This is a genomic window from Streptomyces sp. NPDC051555, from assembly GCF_044454405.1.
In the GTDB taxonomy this organism is placed as follows: domain Bacteria; phylum Actinomycetota; class Actinomycetes; order Streptomycetales; family Streptomycetaceae; genus Streptomyces.
In genome coordinates, this window is sequence record NZ_JBITDP010000003.1 from 205,996 (window position 1) to 222,731 (window position 16,736).

At 73.1% G+C, this 16,736-nt stretch carries 15 protein-coding genes; 2 read left to right on the forward strand and 13 right to left on the reverse strand.

Features of this window, described 5'->3' with window-relative positions; genetic code table 11:
* The first annotated feature begins 140 nt into the window (after positions 1 to 140).
* Positions 141 to 1,934: a bifunctional metallophosphatase/5'-nucleotidase gene (locus ACIBEA_RS09360; protein ID WP_399259238.1), complete on the forward strand. Its 1,794-nt coding sequence runs from the start codon at positions 141 to 143 to the stop codon at positions 1,932 to 1,934.
* A gap of 119 nt (positions 1,935 to 2,053) precedes the next feature.
* On the opposite strand, the gene ACIBEA_RS09365 is transcribed toward ACIBEA_RS09360, so the two are convergent.
* The 7 genes from ACIBEA_RS09365 to ACIBEA_RS09395 form a co-directional block, all read right to left on the reverse strand.
* Positions 2,054 to 3,466 (reverse strand): lysine N(6)-hydroxylase/L-ornithine N(5)-oxygenase family protein, encoded by a 1,413-nt coding sequence (locus tag ACIBEA_RS09365; protein ID WP_399259239.1) that lies wholly within the window; start codon positions 3,464 to 3,466, stop codon positions 2,054 to 2,056.
* Positions 3,463 to 4,965, reverse strand: a complete 1,503-nt coding sequence (locus ACIBEA_RS09370; RefSeq protein WP_399259240.1) for a pyridoxal phosphate-dependent decarboxylase family protein — start codon at positions 4,963 to 4,965, stop codon at positions 3,463 to 3,465. The genes ACIBEA_RS09365 and ACIBEA_RS09370 overlap by 4 nt, the downstream gene beginning before the upstream one ends.
* Positions 4,966 to 5,132: 167 nt before the next feature.
* Complete coding sequence (gene pepN, locus ACIBEA_RS09375; protein ID WP_399259241.1) at positions 5,133 to 7,640, reverse strand: aminopeptidase N; 2,508 nt, start codon at positions 7,638 to 7,640, stop codon at positions 5,133 to 5,135.
* 150 nt (positions 7,641 to 7,790) lie between these two features.
* Positions 7,791 to 8,111, reverse strand: coding sequence for a chorismate mutase (locus tag ACIBEA_RS09380; RefSeq protein ID WP_399259242.1), 321 nt, complete (start codon positions 8,109 to 8,111; stop codon positions 7,791 to 7,793).
* An 11-nt stretch (positions 8,112 to 8,122) separates the two neighbouring features.
* Positions 8,123 to 9,319, reverse strand: a complete 1,197-nt coding sequence (locus ACIBEA_RS09385; protein WP_399259243.1) for a sensor histidine kinase — start codon at positions 9,317 to 9,319, stop codon at positions 8,123 to 8,125.
* Positions 9,320 to 9,371: 52 nt separating this feature from the next.
* The gene (locus ACIBEA_RS09390) at positions 9,372 to 10,028 is read right to left on the reverse strand and encodes a response regulator (protein ID WP_399259244.1); all 657 of its coding nucleotides are present in this window, start codon (positions 10,026 to 10,028) and stop codon (positions 9,372 to 9,374) included.
* Positions 10,029 to 10,251: 223 nt separating this feature from the next.
* On the reverse strand, positions 10,252 to 11,043 hold the full coding sequence (locus ACIBEA_RS09395; RefSeq protein WP_399259245.1) for a S1 family peptidase: 792 nt from the start codon (positions 11,041 to 11,043) through the stop codon (positions 10,252 to 10,254).
* Positions 11,044 to 11,219: 176 nt separating this feature from the next.
* Between ACIBEA_RS09395 and ACIBEA_RS09400 the strand changes: the two genes are divergently transcribed.
* Entirely contained in the window at positions 11,220 to 12,113 is an 894-nt protein-coding gene (locus ACIBEA_RS09400; RefSeq protein WP_399259246.1) for a hypothetical protein, read from the forward strand.
* Between the two features lie 35 nt (positions 12,114 to 12,148).
* Here ACIBEA_RS09400 and ACIBEA_RS09405 read toward each other — a convergent pair whose 3' ends face one another.
* From ACIBEA_RS09405 to hsaD, 6 genes are all read right to left on the reverse strand, one after another.
* Positions 12,149 to 12,460, reverse strand: a complete 312-nt coding sequence (locus ACIBEA_RS09405; RefSeq protein WP_399259248.1) for a hypothetical protein — start codon at positions 12,458 to 12,460, stop codon at positions 12,149 to 12,151.
* 63 nt (positions 12,461 to 12,523) lie between these two features.
* The gene (locus ACIBEA_RS09410; protein ID WP_399259249.1) at positions 12,524 to 12,703 is read right to left on the reverse strand and encodes a hypothetical protein; all 180 of its coding nucleotides are present in this window, start codon (positions 12,701 to 12,703) and stop codon (positions 12,524 to 12,526) included.
* Between the two features lie 59 nt (positions 12,704 to 12,762).
* On the reverse strand, positions 12,763 to 14,457 hold the full coding sequence (locus ACIBEA_RS09415; RefSeq protein ID WP_399259250.1) for an FAD-dependent oxidoreductase: 1,695 nt from the start codon (positions 14,455 to 14,457) through the stop codon (positions 12,763 to 12,765).
* Complete coding sequence (locus ACIBEA_RS09420) at positions 14,454 to 14,957, reverse strand: flavin reductase family protein (RefSeq protein ID WP_399259251.1); 504 nt, start codon at positions 14,955 to 14,957, stop codon at positions 14,454 to 14,456. Before ACIBEA_RS09420 ends, ACIBEA_RS09415 begins: the two co-directional genes overlap by 4 nt.
* On the reverse strand, positions 14,945 to 15,853 hold the full coding sequence (locus ACIBEA_RS09425) for a VOC family protein (RefSeq protein WP_399259252.1): 909 nt from the start codon (positions 15,851 to 15,853) through the stop codon (positions 14,945 to 14,947). The genes ACIBEA_RS09420 and ACIBEA_RS09425 overlap by 13 nt, the downstream gene beginning before the upstream one ends.
* Positions 15,854 to 15,862: 9 nt before the next feature.
* The gene (gene hsaD, locus ACIBEA_RS09430; protein ID WP_399259253.1) at positions 15,863 to 16,735 is read right to left on the reverse strand and encodes a 4,5:9,10-diseco-3-hydroxy-5,9,17-trioxoandrosta-1(10),2-diene-4-oate hydrolase; all 873 of its coding nucleotides are present in this window, start codon (positions 16,733 to 16,735) and stop codon (positions 15,863 to 15,865) included.
* Between the last annotated feature and the right edge of the window lies 1 nt (position 16,736).

Here is a 16,736-nt window from a genome sequence, read left to right on the forward strand (position 1 = left end):
ACTGTCGCCCGTTCGGGGCTGGTCATCGGATCGAAACCTGGCAGGGGTGTTGCCGAGGACGTCGACGGGTCAGAATCTACGCGCGTTATCTACGCGCGTTGTTCACGCCTTACAAGGCACGCCTCACAAGGGGAGATGGCATGGCGTTCGACCGAAGGACGTTCCTGGGGACCACGGCCGCGACGGGAGCCGCGGTGGCGTTGACGGGGACCGCGGTGACCCCGGCGGCCGCCGCGCAGCAGCCCCGGCCGCCGCGCACCTACGCGTTCACCGTGATGGGGACGACCGACCTGCACGGCAACGTCTTCAACTGGGACTACTTCACGGACAAGGAGTTCGACGACAAGGCGCACAACGACGTCGGTCTGGCGAAGATCTCCACCCTGGTGAACCAGGTCCGCAAGGAGAAGGGCCGGCAGAACACCCTGTTGATCGATGCCGGTGACACGATCCAGGGCACCCAGCTGTCCTACTACTACGCCAAGGTGGACCCGATCACCGCGCGCCGCGGTCCGGTGCACCCGATGGCGCAGGCGATGAACGCGATCGGGTACGACGCGGCGGCGCTGGGCAACCACGAGTTCAATTACGGGATTCCGGTGCTGCGCAAATTCGAGGAGCAGTGCGACTTCCCGCTGCTCGGGGCGAACGCGCTGGACGCGAAGACGCTGCGCCCGGCGTTCCCGCCGTACAGCATGCACCGCATCTGTACGCCGCACGGTCCGGACGTGAAGGTGGCGGTGCTGGGTCTGACCAACCCCGGGATAGCCATCTGGGACAAGGCGAACGTGCAGGGGAAGATGACCTTCCCGGGTCTGGAGGAGCAGGCGGCGAAGTACGTGCCGCGGCTGCGCTCGCTGGGCGCCGACGTCGTGATCGTCTCGGCGCACTCGGGTTCGAGCGGTACGTCGAGCTACGGCGACCAGCTGCCCTACATCGAGAACGCGGCCGGCCTGGTGGCCGAGCAGGTGCCGGGGATCGACGCGATCCTGGTGGGCCACGCGCACACGGAGATCCCGGAGTACCGGGTGAAGAACAAGGCGACCGGCAAGGACGTGGTGCTGTCCGAGCCGCTCAAGTGGGGCCAGCGCCTGACCCTGTTCGACTTCGAGCTGACCTGGGCGAAGGGCCGCTGGTCGGTGGCGAAGGTCGCGGCGCGGGTGCTGAACTCCAACACCGCGGTGGAGGACCCGAAGATCGTCCGTCTGCTGTCGGACGAGCACCGCAAGGTGGTGTCGTACGTCAACCAGGTGATCGGCACCTCGCTGCAGGCGATGTCCTCGGCGGAGGGCCCGTTCAAGGACGTGGCGATCATCGACCTGATCAGCCACGTGCAGGCGGAGACGGTGAGGACGGCGCTGACGGGCACGGAGTGGGCGGCGCTGCCGGTCCTCTCGCAGGCCTCGTGCTTCTCGCGGACGGCGGCGATCCCGGCCGGCCAGGTGACGATCAAGGACGCGGCCGGCCTGTACCCGTTCGAGAACACGCTGGAGGCGCGGCTGCTGACCGGCGCGCAGCTGAAGGACTACCTGGAGTTCTCGGCGAAGTACTACGCGCGGACGGCGCCGGGCGACCCGGTGGACCTCACGAAGCTGACCAACGCGGAGAGCATCCCGGACTACAACTACGACGCGGTGTACGGCGTGACGTACGACATCGACATCGCGCAGCCCGCCGGGTCCCGGATCACCGGCCTGTCCTTCCAGGGCAAGCCCGTCGACCCGGCGGCGCAGTTCGTGCTGGCGGTCAACAACTACCGGGCCTCGGGCGGGGGCAACTTCCCGCACGTGCCGAAGTCCAAGCAGCTGTGGGCCAACTCGGAGGAGATCCGCAACACCATCATCCAGTGGGTGAAGGCCAAGGGCACCGTCGACCCGGCGCAGTTCGCGAGGGTGGACTGGCGCCTGACGCGGGCCGGAGTGCCGGTCTTCTAGCCGACCGGCGAACGGGCGCCCGGACGAACGGGCGCCTGGTCGGGCGGCGGGGGTGGTGGTGCGCAGTGGGTGCGCAGTGCCACCCCCACCCCCGCCCCCACCCCCGCCCCCGCCCCCGCTCAGGGGTGCTCGACGAGCGGCAGCAGTTCGCCGGGGACCTGCGGCCGGGCGGCCTCGCGCTGTTCGAGGCCGAAGGTGGTGAAGGCGGTGCGGGCCGGCTGGGGGTAGGGGTCCTTGCCGGTGAGGGTGTTGAGGATGGTGGCGCTGCGCCACGCGGCGAGCCCGAGGTCGGGGGCGCCGACGCCGTGGGTGTGCCGTTCGCCGTTCTGCACGAAGACGGTGCCGGTGACGGTGGGGTCGAGCTTCATCCGGAAGCGGTCGTCGATGCGCGGGCGGCCGGAGGAGTCCTTGCGCATGTACGGGTCGAGGCCGGCCAGGATCCTGCTGATCGGGCGTTCGCGGTAGCCGGTGGCGAGGACCACGGCGTCGGTGGTGAGCCGGGAACGGGTGCCCTGCTGGGCGTGTTCGAGGTGGAGTTCGACCTTGGTGGTCGCGACCCGGCCCGCGGTACGGACGCTGACGCCGGGGGTGAGGACGACGTCGGGCCAGCCGCCGTCCAGGGTGCGCCGGTAGAGCTCGTCGTGGATGGCGGCGATGGTGTCGGCGTCGATGCCCTTGTGGAGCTGCCACTGCGCGGGCAGGAGCTTGTCGCGGACGGGCTCGGGCAGGTCGTGGAAGTAGCGGGTGTAGTCGGGGGTGAAGTGTTCCAGGCCCAGCTTGGAGTACTCCATGGGCGCGAAGGACGGGGTGCGGGCGAGCCAGGTGAGGCGCTCGCGGCCGGCGGGGCGGGCGCGCAGCAGGTCGAGGAAGACCTCGGCGCCGGACTGGCCTGAGCCGATGACGGTGACGTGGTCGGCGCCGAGGATCCGCTGCCGGTTGTCGAGGTACTCGGCGGAGTGCACGACGGGGACGGTCGGCGCTTCGGCGAGCGGGCGCAGCGGGTCGGGCACGTAGGGCGCGCTGCCGATGCCGAGGGCGAGGTTGCGGGTGTAGGTGCGGCCGAGGGCCTCGGCTTCGCCGTCGGCGTCGAGCTGGGTGAAGTCGACCTCGAAGAGCGCGCGTTCGGGGTTCCAGCGGACGGCGTCGACCTGGTGGCCGAAGTGGAGGCCGGGGAGCTGGCCGGCGACCCAGCGGCAGTAGGCGTCGTACTCGGCGCGCTGGATGTGGAAGCGCTCGGCGAAGTAGAAGGGGAAGAGGCGTTCCTTGTGCTTGAGGTAGTTCAGGAACGTCCAGGGGCTGGCGGGGTCGGCGAGGGTGACGAGGTCCGCGAGGAAGGGGACCTGGAGGGTAGCGCCGTCGATGAGGAGGCCGGGGTGCCAGCTGAAGTCGCGGCGTTGGTCGTAGAAGGCGGTGGCGAGGCCGCTGGCGAACTCGTGTTGTTGGAGGCCGTGGGCGAGCGCGGCGAGGGAGAGGTTGAAGGGGCCGATGCCGATTCCGACGAGGTCATGGGGTGCTTCGAGTGGGGCGGTCATCGGTGGGTGCTGCCTTCCAGGAGGGTCAGGAGGGTGGCGAGGTCCCCTGTGGTGGTGTGGGGGTTGAGCAGGGTGGCCTTGAGCCAGAGGCGGCCGTCGGCGGTGGCCCGGCCGAGGACGGCGCGGCCGCCCTGGAGCAGGGTGCGGCGGGTGGCGGCGAGGGCGGCGTCGTCGGTGGGGACGGGGCGGAACAGGACGGTGCTGATGGTGGGGGGTGCGTGGAGTTCGAAGCCGGGGTGGGCGTCGATGAGGCGGGCGAGCTGCTGGGCGGCGGCGCAGGTGCCGTCGATGAGCCGGGCGAGGCCGTCGCGGCCGAGCGCGCGGAGGGTGACGGCGATCTTGAGGACGTCGGGGCGGCGGGTGGTGCGCAGGGACCGGCCGAGCAGGTCGGGCAGGCCGGCCTCGGTGTCGTCGGTGGCGTTGAGGTAGTCGGCCTGGTGGGCGAGGGGGGCGAGCAGGGCGCTGTCGGGGACGGCGAGGAGCCCGGCGGCGACCGGCTGCCACCCGAGTTTGTGCAGGTCGAGGGTGATGGAACGGGCCCGGTCGAGACCGCTCAGGAGGGGCCGGTGGCGGGGGCTGAGGGCGAGGGTGCCGCCGTAGGCGGCGTCGACGTGGAGGTCGGCGCCGTGCCGTGCGCAGACGTCGGCGAGGGCGTCGAGGGGGTCGATGAGCCCGGCGTCGGTGGTGCCCGCGGTGGCGGTGACGAGGAGGGGGACGGGGCCGGGGCGGCCGCGCCGGGCCAGGGTGAGGGCGGCGTCGAGGTCGGCGGGGTGCAGGGTGCCGGTGGGGGTGGGGATCTCGATGGCCGCGGGGAGTCCGAGGAGCCAGGCGGCGCGCGGGACGGAGTGGTGGGCGTTGGCGCCGTGCAGGACCGTCAGGGGGCCGGCGGCGCGGTGGCGTTCGCGGGCCAGCAGCAGGGCGAGCTGGTTGGCTTCGGTGCCGCCGGTGGTGACGAGGGCGTCGGGGTGCGGGGCGTGGGGGTGCGGGGCGTCCGGGCGTGTGGCGTCGGGGTGCGGGCCCTGCGGGTGCGGGGTGCCGTACAGCTCGGCGGCGAGGGCGCGGGTGACGAGCGCTTCGATCGCGGAGGCGGCGGGGGCCTGGTCCCAGGAGTCCAGCGAGGGGTTCAGCGCGCTGGCGGCGAGGTCGGCCGCGGCGGCGACGGCGAGCGGCGGCCCGTGCAGGTGGGCCGCGCACAGCGGGTCGGCCGGGTCGGCGGCCCCCGCGGCGAGGACGTGGACGAGGGTGCGCAGCGCTTCGTGGTCGCCGTGCCCGTGCGCGGGCAGTACGTCGCCCAGTGCGGCGCGGACCCGTGCCGTGACGGCGTCGGGGCCGCCGGCGGGGAGGGGGCCGCCGCGGGCGGCGGCGCCGGTGGTGAGGGCGTCGAGGACGGTGTCGAGGAGGGGCCGCAGCGCGTCGGCGGCCCCGCTGCCGCCCGCGAGCGGGGGCAGCGGGGGCGACGGGGGCGGGGTGCCGTGCGGTGGAGTCGTGCGGATCGTCACGCGGGTCCTCACGGGAGCTGGGCGGGGCGCGGGGCGCGGCCCCGCCGGCCCCCCGCCCAGCACAACGATCCGACCCTAATGGGGTAACCGCCGGGGTTTGTCCGGTGGTTGTTTTTCAGCCGCTCCCCGGCCGCTCCCCAACCGCCCCTGGCAGCCCCCGGAGGTGCTCAGCCGGTGCGCACCCGCAGGGCGCGCGCGACGTCGTCGAGCTGGTCGATGAGCTTGCGCCGGAGCAGCGGGATGGGCTCGCCCCGCTCCAGGCACTCCTGGCCGGCGTCGAGGTTGTCCTGGTCGATGGCGTGGACGGGGAAGGCGTAGCGGCCGACGGCCGCGGCGATGGCGGGGCCGCGGCGGGCGGTGAGGTCGAGGGCCTCGGGGTAGAAGCGCGGCACGTAGGCGCGCAGGAGTTCGGCCTGTTCGGGCTGCCAGAAGCCCTGGGCGGTGGCGGAGAACAGGTAGTTGGACAGCGTGTCGTCGTGGAACATCCGCTCCCAGGCGGCTTCCTTGGTGTCCGCGTCGGGGAGGGCGGCCCGGCAGCGGGCGGCGCCCTCCTCGCCGGTGGCGCTGGGGTCGGCGGCGAGGGCGGCGTCGACGGCCCGCTCGTCGACGGCGCCGAGGGCGGCGAGCCGGGCGAGGATCCGCCAGCGCAGTTCGGGGTCGAGCTCGGGTCCGCCGGGGACGGTGCCGTCGGCGAGCCAGGCGGCGAGGGTGTCGGGCTGGGTGGCGCTGTCGATGAAGGTGCGGACGGCGGCGAGGCGCAGTCCCGGTTCCGCGCCGTCCTCGGTGCGCCGGATGAGGGCGCGGGTGAGGGAGGTGAGGGTGGCCAGCGCCCCGGCGCGGTCCTCGGCGGGGAGGTAGCGGTCGGCGACCTGGCCGCGGGCGAAGCCGAGGACGCTCTGGACGATGGCGAGGTCGCCCTCGTGCGGCAGGTGGGCGGCGGCCGCTCCGAGGTAGGCGGCGGGCGGGAGTTCACCGTCGCGGACCATGTCGCGGGCGGCGTTCCAGATGATGCTGCGGGTGAGGGCGTCGGGGATGCCGGAGAGGGCGCGCAGCGCGGTGTCCCAGGAGCCGGGGTCGAGGCGGACCTTGGCGTAGCTGAGGTCGCCGTCGTTGAGGAGGAGGAGCGCGGGGCGGGGGCCGACGCCGGAGATGACCTCGCTGGTGGGCAGGTCGAGGTCGAGCAGGAGGCGCTGTTCGAGGCGGCCGTCCTCGCCGGGCACGTCGTCGTAGGCGCCGACGGCGATGTGGTGGGGGCGGCTGCCGCGGCGCTCGACGGTGAGGGTCCAACCGTCGGCGTCGTCCTCGATGTGCGGGGTGAGGGTGTCGATGCCGGTGGTGCGCAGCCAGGTGTCGGCCCAGGCGTGGACGTCGCGCTCGGTGTGGGCGGCGAGGGATTCCACGAAGTCGGCGAGGGAGGCGTTGGCGAACCTGTGCCGCTGGAAGTGGGTGTTGATGCCGGCGAGGAAGTCCTTCTCGCCGATCCAGGCGACGAGTTGGCGCAGCGCGGAGGCGCCCTTGGCGTAGGAGATCCCGTCGAAGTTGAGCAGCGCGGACGCGGTGTCGGGGACGGCCTCGGGGTCGGGGGCGACGGGGTGGGTGGAGGGCCACTGGTCGGCGTCGTAGCCCCAGGCCTTGCGGGCGAGGCCGAAGTCGGTCCAGGCGCCGGTGAAGCGGGTGGCTTCGGTGAGGATCTGGTAGCCCATGTACTCGGCGAAGGACTCGTTCAGCCAGATGTCGTCCCACCAGCGCAGGGTGACGAGGTCGCCGAACCACATGTGGGCCATCTCGTGGGCGATGACCACGGCGCGCCACTGGCGTTCGGTGTCGGTGACGGCGGAGCGGTAGATGTACTCGTCGCGGAAGGTGACCAGGCCCGGGTTCTCCATGGCGCCCGCGTTGAACTCGGGGACGAAGGCCTGGTCGTAGGAGTCGAAGGGGTAGGGCTCGGTGAACTTCTCGTGATAGCGGTCGTAGCAGTCCGTGGTGATGCCGAGGATCTCCTCGGCGTCGGCGTCCAGGTACGGGGCGAGGGAGCGGCGGCAGTGCACGGCGAAGGGCAGCCCGGCGTGCTCGGTGCGGATCGTGTGCCAGGGGCCGGCGGCGACCGCCGCGAGGTAGGTGGAGATGAGGGGGGTGGGCGCGGACCGCCAGATCCCGGCGCCGTCCGCCTCGCGCTGACCGATGCGCTCGGTGGTCCCGTTGGCAATGACGCTCCAGTGGGCGGGCGCGGTGACGGTGAATTCGAAGACGGCCTTGAGGTCGGGCTGGTCGAAGGCGGGCAGCACGCGCTGCACGTCGTCCAGGAACATCTGGCTGTAGACGTACGTCTCCCCGTCCGCGGGGTCGGTGAAGCGGTGGAGTCCTTCGCCGGTGCGCGAGTACCGCATCGACGCCTCGACGCGCAGCTCGTGCGGGCCCTCGGTGAGCCCGGTGAGCGGGAGCCGGTCGCCGGTCAGTGCGGCGGGGTCGAGCGGGGTGCCGTCGAGTTCGGCGGAGCGCAGTTCCTCCGGCTTCAGCTCCACGAAGGTGTCACCGGCGGCTTTGGCGCTGAACCGGATGACGGTGGTGGAGTCGAAGGTGTCCTCGTCCCCGGTGAGGTCGAGGGCGACGGCGTAGTGGTGCACGTCGAGGAGGGCGGCTCGGGTCTGCGCTTCGTTGCGCGTCAGTGCGGACATGCCCCCATGCTGCCAAAGGGGCGGCGCGCACCGAAGGGCCGGCGGCCGGGGCCCGCGGGCAGGACGCGTCGGGCGCCTTGCGGCCACCCCTCGGTCACCGGTCGGCCACCTGCCGGTCGCTGTGCGGCTACCGTCCGGCCAGGGGGGCGCCTACGCGTCGGGGTCTTCGGCCGCGGCGATCGTCTCGTGGTGGCGGATCACCTCGGCGATGATGAAGTTGAGGAGCTTCTCGGCGAAGGCCGGGTCGAGCTTGGCGTTCTCGGCGAGCTGGCGGAGCCGGGCGATCTGGCTGGCCTCGCGGTTCGGGTCGGCCGGGGGCAGCTGGTGCTTGGCCTTGAGGTGGCCGACCTGCTGGGTGCACTTGAAGCGCTCGGCGAGCATGTGCACGACGGCCGCGTCGATGTTGTCGATGCTGTCCCGCAGCCGGGCCAGTTCTTCGCGGACGTTCTCGTCGATGTCGCTGTTCGTCATGGTTCCCGAGCTTACGTGGCTGGTGGGGCGGGTTCTTCGGCCGCTCGGCCAGTGAGACGGCTGGTGAAGGGCAGGATCGCGGTGACGATCCAGCCGCCTTCGGGGGCGGGGCCGGCGCTGAGGGTGCCGCCCATCGCTTCAGCGCGTTCGGTCATGCCGGCGAGGCCGTAGCCGCCGCCGCGGGCCTGTTCGGAGAGCTTGGCGGGGCGTCCGCCGTCGTCGGCGACGCGGACTTCGAGGCCGGTGCCGACGGTGCGCAGGCCGATGCGGACGGCGGTGGCGGTGGCCGCGTGCTTGCCGATGTTGGTGAGGGCTTCGAGGACGATGCGGTGGGCGGCGGCGGCGACGTCGCCGGGGAGGGTGTCGGCGAGGCCCTGTTCGACGTAGAGGACGACGGGCGGCCCGGTGACGGAGAACCGGGTGGTGAGCTCGCGGATGTCGTCGAGTCCGGCGATGGGGGAGGTGCCGGGGCCCGAGTCGTCCTCGCGCAGGACCTTGACCAGGCGGCGCATGGAGCCGAGCGCTTCGCCCCCGGCGGTCTCGATGCGGCCGAAGATCTCGTTGGCGCGTTCGGCGGAGACGTTCGTGAAGCGGGCGGCGCGGGCCTCGACGACGATGCCGGTGACGTGGTGGGCGACGAGGTCGTGGAGTTCGCGGGCGAGTTCGAGGCGTTCGGCGGTGCGCACGGCGCGCACCTCGCGGCGGCGCTGGACGCCCTGGAGGCGCAGCAGCAGCGAGTAGGCGGTGACGACGACGGTGAGGACGGAGAAGAGCAGGGTGAAGCGGCCGGGGTCGGAGTCCCGGACGGGGACGGCCATGCAGCCCAGGCCCAGGACCGGGCCGAGGACGGCCGCGGTGCGGGCGGGCGTGCGCAGGAGCACGCCGCTGAGCAGGACGAGCAGGGCGATGGCCTCGCCCGCGCCCCAGACCACGATGGGGTGGTTGACGAAGATCAGGAAGGCGGTGGCGGACCAGGTGACGGCGGCGGCGAACCAGGCGCGGGCGACCAGCCCGAGCCGGGGCCAGGGCGCGGCGCTGAGGCAGACCAGGACGCCGGAGACCAGGATGACGGCGTGCGGGACGGTGGGCTGCCGGGCCAGCACGGCCCCCTCGAAGCTGACGAGGGCGAGGAGCAGCACGATGAGGGAGACCCGGATCCGATCGGCGCCGTGCGGATGCCGTCGCGACCAACTGGCGAGCGGACTCACCCGCGGCCTGCGCGCGGGAGCGTGGCGGGAGCGGGCTTCGGTGGTGCGGGGGTCACGTCGAGCTCGCCGCCAGGCCGCTCTCCCAGGCCCAGGCGGCGATCTCGACGCGGTTGCGGGCGTCGAGTTTGGCCTGGACGTTCGCCAGGTGGGTCTTCACGGTGGAGAGGGACACGTACAGCTCGGCGGCGATCTCGGCGTTGGTCATGCCGCGGGCGAGGCACCGTACGACGTCCACCTCCCGCTCGGTGAGCGGTTCGGCGGGGCGTCGGGCGGCCACGGCCGCGGGGGTGCGGGTGGCCATTTCGCGCAGCAGCCGCACGGTGATGGCCGGTGAGACGAGCGAGTCGCCCACGGCCGCGGCGCGGACCGCTTCAACCAGCATGGCCGGACTCGCGTCCTTGAGGAGGAAGCCCGAGGCGCCGCCCTGGAGCGCCGCGTGGACGTACTCGTCGAGGTCGAAGGTGGTGACGATGACGATGCGCGGTTTGTCCCGTCCGCCGAGGCGCCGGGTGACTTCGAGGCCGTCCAGGCGGGGCATGCGGATGTCGAGGAGGAGGACGTCGGGCCGGTGCTGCTCGACCGCGACGAGGGCGGCCTCCCCGTCGACGACGTCGGCGAGCACCTCGATGTCGGGCTGGCTCTCCAGGATCATCCGGAATCCGGTTCTGACCATCTCCTGGTCGTCCGCGATGACCACGCTGATCGTCATGCGTTGCCTGCCCCACTGTCGCCCGTCGCCGTTGGACCCTTCCCATGGGACCGGGGCGCGGGTCGGTCCGCAACCGCACAGCGGACCGCGGGGAGGAGACCGCGGCGCAGGGACGGCGCTGTGCCAGCCTCGCGGTACTGTCATCGACCTTACGTACATACGGGGCGTACCGCCTCGTCCTTCCGGCCGCATCCCGCACGGCCGGAAGGACGAGAGCTGCGGGTCAGAGACCGGCGGCCGCGGTCCGGATGGCGTTGGCGAAGGTGGACACCTCGCTGTAGACACCGGGCAGGCCCGGGCGGGCACAGCCCTCGCCCCAGCTGACGATGCCGACCTGGATCCAGGCTCCGGCGTCGTCGCGCCGGAACATCGGACCGCCGGAGTCGCCCTGACAGGTGTCGACCCCGCCCTGGTCGAAGCCGGCGCATATCTCGTCACCGGGGACCAGCTGGCTTCCGTACGCGGCTTGGCAGGCGGCGTCCGAGACGAAGGGGACGGTGGCCTTCAGCAGGTAGCGCTGCTGGCCACCGCCCTCGCGGGCGGCGCCCCAGCCCGCGACGGTGAAGGTGCCGTTGTTGTAGGCGGTGGTGTCGGCGATCTTGAGCGTGGGCAGGTTGATCGGCTTGGCCAGCTTGATCAGGGCCCAGTCCTTGCCCTGGCCGTTGTAGCCGGGCGCCTGGAGCACCTTGGTGGACTTGACCTTGATGGCGCTGGAGCTGTTGAGGTCGACGACGCCGGCGGTGGCGGTGATGGAGGTGTTGTTGCCGGAGCCGTTGACGCAGTGGGCGGCGGTCAGCACGATCTGGGAGCTGTAGAGGGCGCCGCCGCAGCCCATGGAGAGGCGGACCATGAAGGGGAACTCGCCCTGTGCGGCGCGGGTGCCGCCGACCACGGGGGTCGGGTCGGCGCTGGCGGAGCCGGGCTGGAGGCTGACGGCCGCGAGGGCGACCGCCGCGACGGCGAGGGTGCGGCGGAGCAGGCTGAGGGTCTTCGGGGGGTGCAACACAGTCGGCACGCTGCCTTTCGTGGGGGGTGGGGCGGTGCGTGGGTGCGTCGCGCACGCCGCCGCGGGGACGGCGGACGTGACGGGTCCATGTCACATCGAGCGCCGCGCGGGCACAAGGACGCCGATTCGGCCAAGGTCACTCAGGACGTACGCCCCGAAGGGGACGGACGATGCGAGGGGGACGGATGACGCACGGAGGCGGCCGGCAGAGCCCGGTCGAGCACGGATTCCCGCACCTGGCCACGGTCCGCGCCGCGCTCACCGCGCTGCACCGGCGGCTGTCGACCGACGGCGTCCGCTCCTACGCGGCGGCCTTCGCCCCCGCCGACGCGGCCTTCCCCGACGGCGACGACCTGCACCTCGGCGCCCAGCGGGTGGCCTCCGCGATGGTGCGCCACCTACGGCTCCCCGACGCCCGGATGATCATCAGCTTCCGGGCGATGGAGCACGCGGCCACCGTCGAGCTCGCCGCCGGACCCGAGTACTTCATCGAGGTCAACGACCGCTTCCGCACGCACCGGCGCTATCTGGCCGCCGCCCTGGCGCACGAGGTCACGCACGTCCTGCTGCACCGGCTGGACCTCGACTTCCCCACCACCGCCGAGACCGAGATCCTCACCGACACCGCCGCCGCCTACCTCGGGGCGGGCTGGCTGCTGCTGGACGCCTACCGCGAGGACGCGCTCACCCACCAGAAGCTCGGCTACCTGACCCCGGAGGAGTTCGGGTACGTCCTGGCCAAGCGCGGGGAGCTGCTGGGCGAGGACCTCTCCACCTGGTTCACCAGCCCCCAGGCGTACGAGGCCTACGTGCGCGGGCGCGAGCTGGCCCGCCGGGACCTGCGCCGGGCCCCGCTGGCCGCGGCGGGCCTGCTGGAGCGGCGGCGCTACGCGAGGGACCGCCGGGCCGGGGCCGCCGACCCGGCGCAGGGGGCGGCGTACCGCTTCGAGCCTGGCCCCTCGGGGCAGCGGGTCAGCTTCCCCTGCCCGGTCTGCTGGCAGCGGCTGCGCGTCCCCGTGCGGGGACGGCTGCGGGCGCGCTGCGCGCTGTGCGCCGCGGAGCTGGAGTGCGACAGCTGAACCGGGAGCCGCCGGCCCGGCGGCTCAGGACCCCGTCACAGGCCGCCGCCGCAGCCCCCGCACCCCCCGCCGCACCCGGCGCCGCAGCCACCGGGCCCGTGCCCGCCGTCACTGCCACCGCCACCGCCGCCCCCGCCCCAGCCGGGGGAACCGGCGAACATCAGGAAGCCGGAGAGCATCGTGATGAAGGTGGGGACGCTGAGGCCGATCGCCAGCATGTTGCCGCCCCCACCGAGAGCGTCCCGGGCGTGCTGCATCCCCGGGTTGTACCAGATCCCCGCGAGCGTGATCCATGTGCCCAGACACAGCACGGTGCAGCACGCCACCCACACCCCGAAGCGAGTCATGTACCGGTTCGTGCCCGTCCACCCGGCCCGGAACACCCGGCTCCGCGCGCCCGACCGCCGGTGTCACGCGTCCGAACAGCCGCAACCGCAGCCGTCGGCGCCGCCCCCGCAGCCGTCGCCGTCCTCGTCGCCCGGGCCCCGCCTCGGCGGGCTCCCCCGGCCCCGGTCCGTCAGCCAGCCCAGCACGAAGAAGGCGACGAACGACGCCAGGACGCCCCCGACGATGATGGCGTTCGTACTCATGCGCGGGATGTGCCCGGCCCCACCGGCCGGAACACCCGGCTCCACGACACCCGGCCGGACTACGCCAACTCCGGATCCAGCTCCCCCGCGATGGCGTTGACCGCCGCCCAACCGAAGGCCATCGCCGGGCCGATGGTCGCGCCCGGCCCCGGATACGTCTCCCCCATCACCGCGGCCGAGCAGTTCCCCGAGGCGTAGAGCCCAGGTACGGGAGCGCCGTCCTCGCGCAGCACCCGGCCGTCCCCGTCCGTCACCAGGCCGCCCTTGGTGCCGATGTCCCCGGGGTGGACCGGGACGGCGTAGAAGGGGCCCTTGTCGATCGGCGCCAGGTTGGGGTGGGGCAGGGTGGGGTCGCCGTAGTAGCGATCGTAGGCGCTCTCCCCGCGCCCGAAGTCCCCGTCCACGCCCGCCCGCGCGAAGCCGTTGAAGCGGCCGATCGCGCCCGGGAGGCCCGGGGCGGAGATCCGCCGGGCCAACTCCTCGACCGTGGCGGCCTTGCGTACGAAGCCGCTCTCCAGCCACCGCTTCGGGAAGGGCTGGCCGGGGAAGAGGCCCGCGAAGAGGTAGCGCGCCTTGGAGCGGGCGTCCAGGACCAGCCAGGACGGCACGGTCGTCGCGTCAGGCCGGTCCGCCGCGTACATCCGGTCCACGAACGCGTGGTAGGGCGCGGCCTCGTTGGCGTACCGCTCCCCCGCCGCGTTCACGATCACCATGCCGGGGATGCCCCGGTCGGCGACCAGGAAGAAGGGCCGCTCCCCCGGCGGGCACAGCGAGGGCGCGCCCCACACCTTGTCCAACAGGTCGGTGGCGGCGCCCAGTTCCTCGCCGAGCCGCAGCGCGTCCCCGGTCTGCCCCGCCGAGGCGTGGGTCCAGGCGGTGGAGGTGGGTCCCGGCAGGTGCTTCTCGCGCAGCCCCTGGTCGTGCGAGAAGCCGCCGGAGGCCAGCACCACCCCGCCGCGCGCCCGTACGGTGACCTCGCGGCCCTCCCGCAGACAGCGGATCCCGGTGACCGCGCCGCCCTCGGTGACCAGGCCGATCAGCGGCGCGGACAGCCACAGCTCGCCGCCGAGCCGGTCCAGCGACAGCCGCATCCGGGCGATCAGCGCCTCGCCGAGCGAGACCAGCTTGCGGCCGCCGACCAGGGCCTTGACCGCCCTGGCGGCGACCCGCAGCGAGGCCCGGCGGCCGGCCCAGGTACGGCCGACCATGTTCAGGAAGCGGAAGTCGTAGGAGGTCATGGTCAGCCCGTACGTCGGCAGGCCCGCGCGCCGCATGTCGTGGCGCAGCGCCCCCAGCCGCTTGAGGTCCACGATGCGGGGCTCGACGGAGCGGCCCCGGGGCATCCCGCCCGGCGCCTCGGGGAAGTAGTCCGGGTAGCCGGGGGTGTACATGAAGCGGATCGCGGTGCGGTCGTGGAACTCGCGGACCATGCGCGGCCCGTGCTCCAGGTACGCGTCCTTGCGGGCGGCCGGTACCCGGTCGCCGACGGTGGCGTCGAGGTAGGTACGGGCCCGCTTCCGGGTGTCGCCGAGGCCCGCCGCGTCGAGGTGGAGGTTCCCGGGGACCCAGATCGCGCCGCCGGACAGGGCGGTGGAGCCGCCGTACTTGTCGGTCTTCTCCACGACGAGGACGCTCAGGCCGCGCAGCCGGGCGGTGACGGCGGCGGCCAGTCCGGCCGCGCCGGACCCGACCACGACCACGTCGTACTCGTACGCGTGCTCGTGCGCGCGGGGGTCGGTGTCGGTGTCGGTCATCCGAAGGCTCCGGTGGCGTAGTCGCTGCGGAAGTACAGCAGGGGGGAGCCGCCCTCGCGGGCGGTCAGTTCCAGGACCCGGGCGGTGACCAGGTAGTGGTCACCGGCTTCGTGGACGTCCTCCAGGGCGCAGTCGGCGGTGGCGAGGGCCCCGGCGATACGAACCGCGCCGTGCGCCGAGACCTCCCAGTCCACCTCGGCGAACTTCTGCGCGCCGCGCCGCCCGAGGGCCTCGCACACCGGCCGCTGTTCCTCGGCGAGGATGCTGACCCCGAAGCGTCCGGCGGCCCGGACCGCGGGCCAGCTGGTGGATCCCTTGCCGACGCAGAGCAGGACGAGCGGCGGGTCGAGGGAGAGGGAGGCGAAGGACTGGCAGGCGAGTCCGGCCGGGCGGCCGTCGCCGTCGAGGGCGGCGACCACGGTGATCCCGGAGGCGAAGGCCCCGAGCACCTGGCGGAAGGCGGCGGGGGCGATCGTGTCGCGAGTGGTCAGCCGTTCCACTGGTGGCCCCAGAGGCTGTCCGAGGTGATCTCCTTGGCGGTCCAGGTGGCGGGGTCGACGAGGAGCCCGTCCCAGCCGTATTCGACCTGGAAGCCGCCGGGGGCCTGGGCGTAGAAGGAGACCATGCGGTCGTTGGAGTGCCGACCGAGGGTGGAGGCGATGGGGATGCCGGCCCGGTTCATCCGGTCCAGGCAGTAGCCGACGTCGTCGAGGGTCTCCAGCTCGACCATGAAGTGGACGATGCCGGGCGGCAGCGCACCCGGGTAGAGGCCGAGGCTGTGGTGGCGGCGGTTGGGGCTGAGGAAGTGCATCCAGTGGAAGTCCTTGCCCGGCGCGCCCGTCGGCACGGCGACCGGGGGCAGCCGCATCGAGTCGCGCAGTTGGAAGCCGAGGAGGTCTTCGTAGAAGCGCAGGGTGGCCTCGGTGTCGGGGGCGGGCAGCACCACGTGCCCGAGGCCGAGGTCCGCGCCGTCCGGTCCCGTGGTGACGAAGCGGTTGCCGTACGGGGCGGGCAGCGGGCCGTGGTCCTGGGCCTGGCCCCAGTAGATCTCCAGCGGGTTGCCGCTGGGGTCCTCGCAGTGGATCAGGCCCTGGACCCGCCGGTCCGCGAGGGTGAGCGCGTCGCCCTCCTTGACCGGGAAGCCGGCGGCTTCCAGCTCGGCGGCGGCGTCCTCCAGGGCGTGGGCGTTCGCGACCTCGAAGCCCGCCGCGAGCAGCCGGTCCGTCTCCCCGGCGACGAACTGGAAACGGTGCGTCCGGTCGTCGATGCGGACGTTGAGGAGGGTGTCCGTACCTCCGGTGGCCTCGGCCATCCCGAGGACGTCGAGGGCGTACGTGCGCCAGGCGGCGAGGTCGGCGGTCTCGATGCGGAGGTAGCCGAGTGCGCGGATGTCCATCGTGGGCCCCTAGTGGAGGAAGAAGTCGGTGGCGAGGCGGTTGAACTCGTCGGCCGCCTCGGCCTGCGCCCAGTGGCCGCAGTGCGGGAAGACGTGCAGGCGGGCGTCCGGGATGGTCTTGAGCGCGAGGAAGGCGCCGTCGACCGGATTGACCCGGTCCTCGCGGCCCCAGGTCAGGAGCACGGGGCAGGCGATCCGGTGCGCCTCGCGCCAGAGCATGCCGCCCTCGGGCCATTTGGCGAAGGCGGCGCCCATCCGGGCGTTGCCCAGGCGCGCTTCGGGATCCGTGGCCTGGGCGTAGCGCTCCTCGACGAGTGCGTCGGTGACGAGCGCCGGGTCGTGTACGAGGGTGGTGAGGAAGGTCCGCATCTGCTCACGGGTCGGCTCGGGCGCGGAACTGAACTCGAAGAGTCGCTTGATGCCTTCGGTGGGGTCGGCGGAGAAGAGGTTGAGGGAGATCCCGCCGGGTCCCATCAGGAGCAGCTTGGCCACCCGGTCCGGGTGGTCGAGGGCGAGTCGGGTGGCGGTTCCGCCGCCGAGCGAGTTGCCGACGAAGTGGGCCCGGGCGATGCCCAGTTCGTCCATGACGGCGACGACCGCTCCCGCGCTGTGGGAGAAGTAGTCGCGCTCGGGCGCGCGCTTGTCGGAGCGGCCGTAGCAGGGCTGGTCGACGAGCAGGGTGCGGAAGCGGCGTGCGAAGTGGGGCAGGTTGGGGCCGAAGTTGGACCAGCCCGAGGCGCCGGGACCGCCGCCGTGCAGCATGAGCACGACGGGCGCGTCGGTGGCCTCGGAGGCGTCGGGGCCCGCCTCGTGGAAGTGGAGGGTGAGACCGCCCGCTTCGAGCGTCCGCGAGGTGTTCTCGTGGGTGAGGGTCGTCGTCATG

What these genes read in the sequence shown, in the direction of transcription:
- ACIBEA_RS09360 (WP_399259238.1), top strand. Translation starts at nt 141, where the DNA reads ATGGCGTTCGACCGAAGGACGTTCCTGGGGACCACGGCCGCGACGGGA.
- ACIBEA_RS09365 (WP_399259239.1), bottom strand. Translation starts at nt 3,466, where the DNA reads ATGACCGCCCCACTCGAAGCACCCCATGACCTCGTCGGAATCGGCATC.
- pepN (WP_399259241.1), bottom strand. Translation starts at nt 7,640, where the DNA reads ATGTCCGCACTGACGCGCAACGAAGCGCAGACCCGAGCCGCCCTCCTC.
- ACIBEA_RS09380 (WP_399259242.1), bottom strand. Translation starts at nt 8,111, where the DNA reads ATGACGAACAGCGACATCGACGAGAACGTCCGCGAAGAACTGGCCCGG.
- ACIBEA_RS09390 (WP_399259244.1), bottom strand. Translation starts at nt 10,028, where the DNA reads ATGACGATCAGCGTGGTCATCGCGGACGACCAGGAGATGGTCAGAACC.
- ACIBEA_RS09400 (WP_399259246.1), top strand. Translation starts at nt 11,220, where the DNA reads ATGACGCACGGAGGCGGCCGGCAGAGCCCGGTCGAGCACGGATTCCCG.
- ACIBEA_RS09405 (WP_399259248.1), bottom strand. Translation starts at nt 12,460, where the DNA reads ATGACTCGCTTCGGGGTGTGGGTGGCGTGCTGCACCGTGCTGTGTCTG.
- ACIBEA_RS09410 (WP_399259249.1), bottom strand. Translation starts at nt 12,703, where the DNA reads ATGAGTACGAACGCCATCATCGTCGGGGGCGTCCTGGCGTCGTTCGTC.
- ACIBEA_RS09415 (WP_399259250.1), bottom strand. Translation starts at nt 14,457, where the DNA reads ATGACCGACACCGACACCGACCCCCGCGCGCACGAGCACGCGTACGAG.
- ACIBEA_RS09425 (WP_399259252.1), bottom strand. Translation starts at nt 15,853, where the DNA reads ATGGACATCCGCGCACTCGGCTACCTCCGCATCGAGACCGCCGACCTC.
- hsaD (WP_399259253.1), bottom strand. Translation starts at nt 16,735, where the DNA reads ATGACGACGACCCTCACCCACGAGAACACCTCGCGGACGCTCGAAGCG.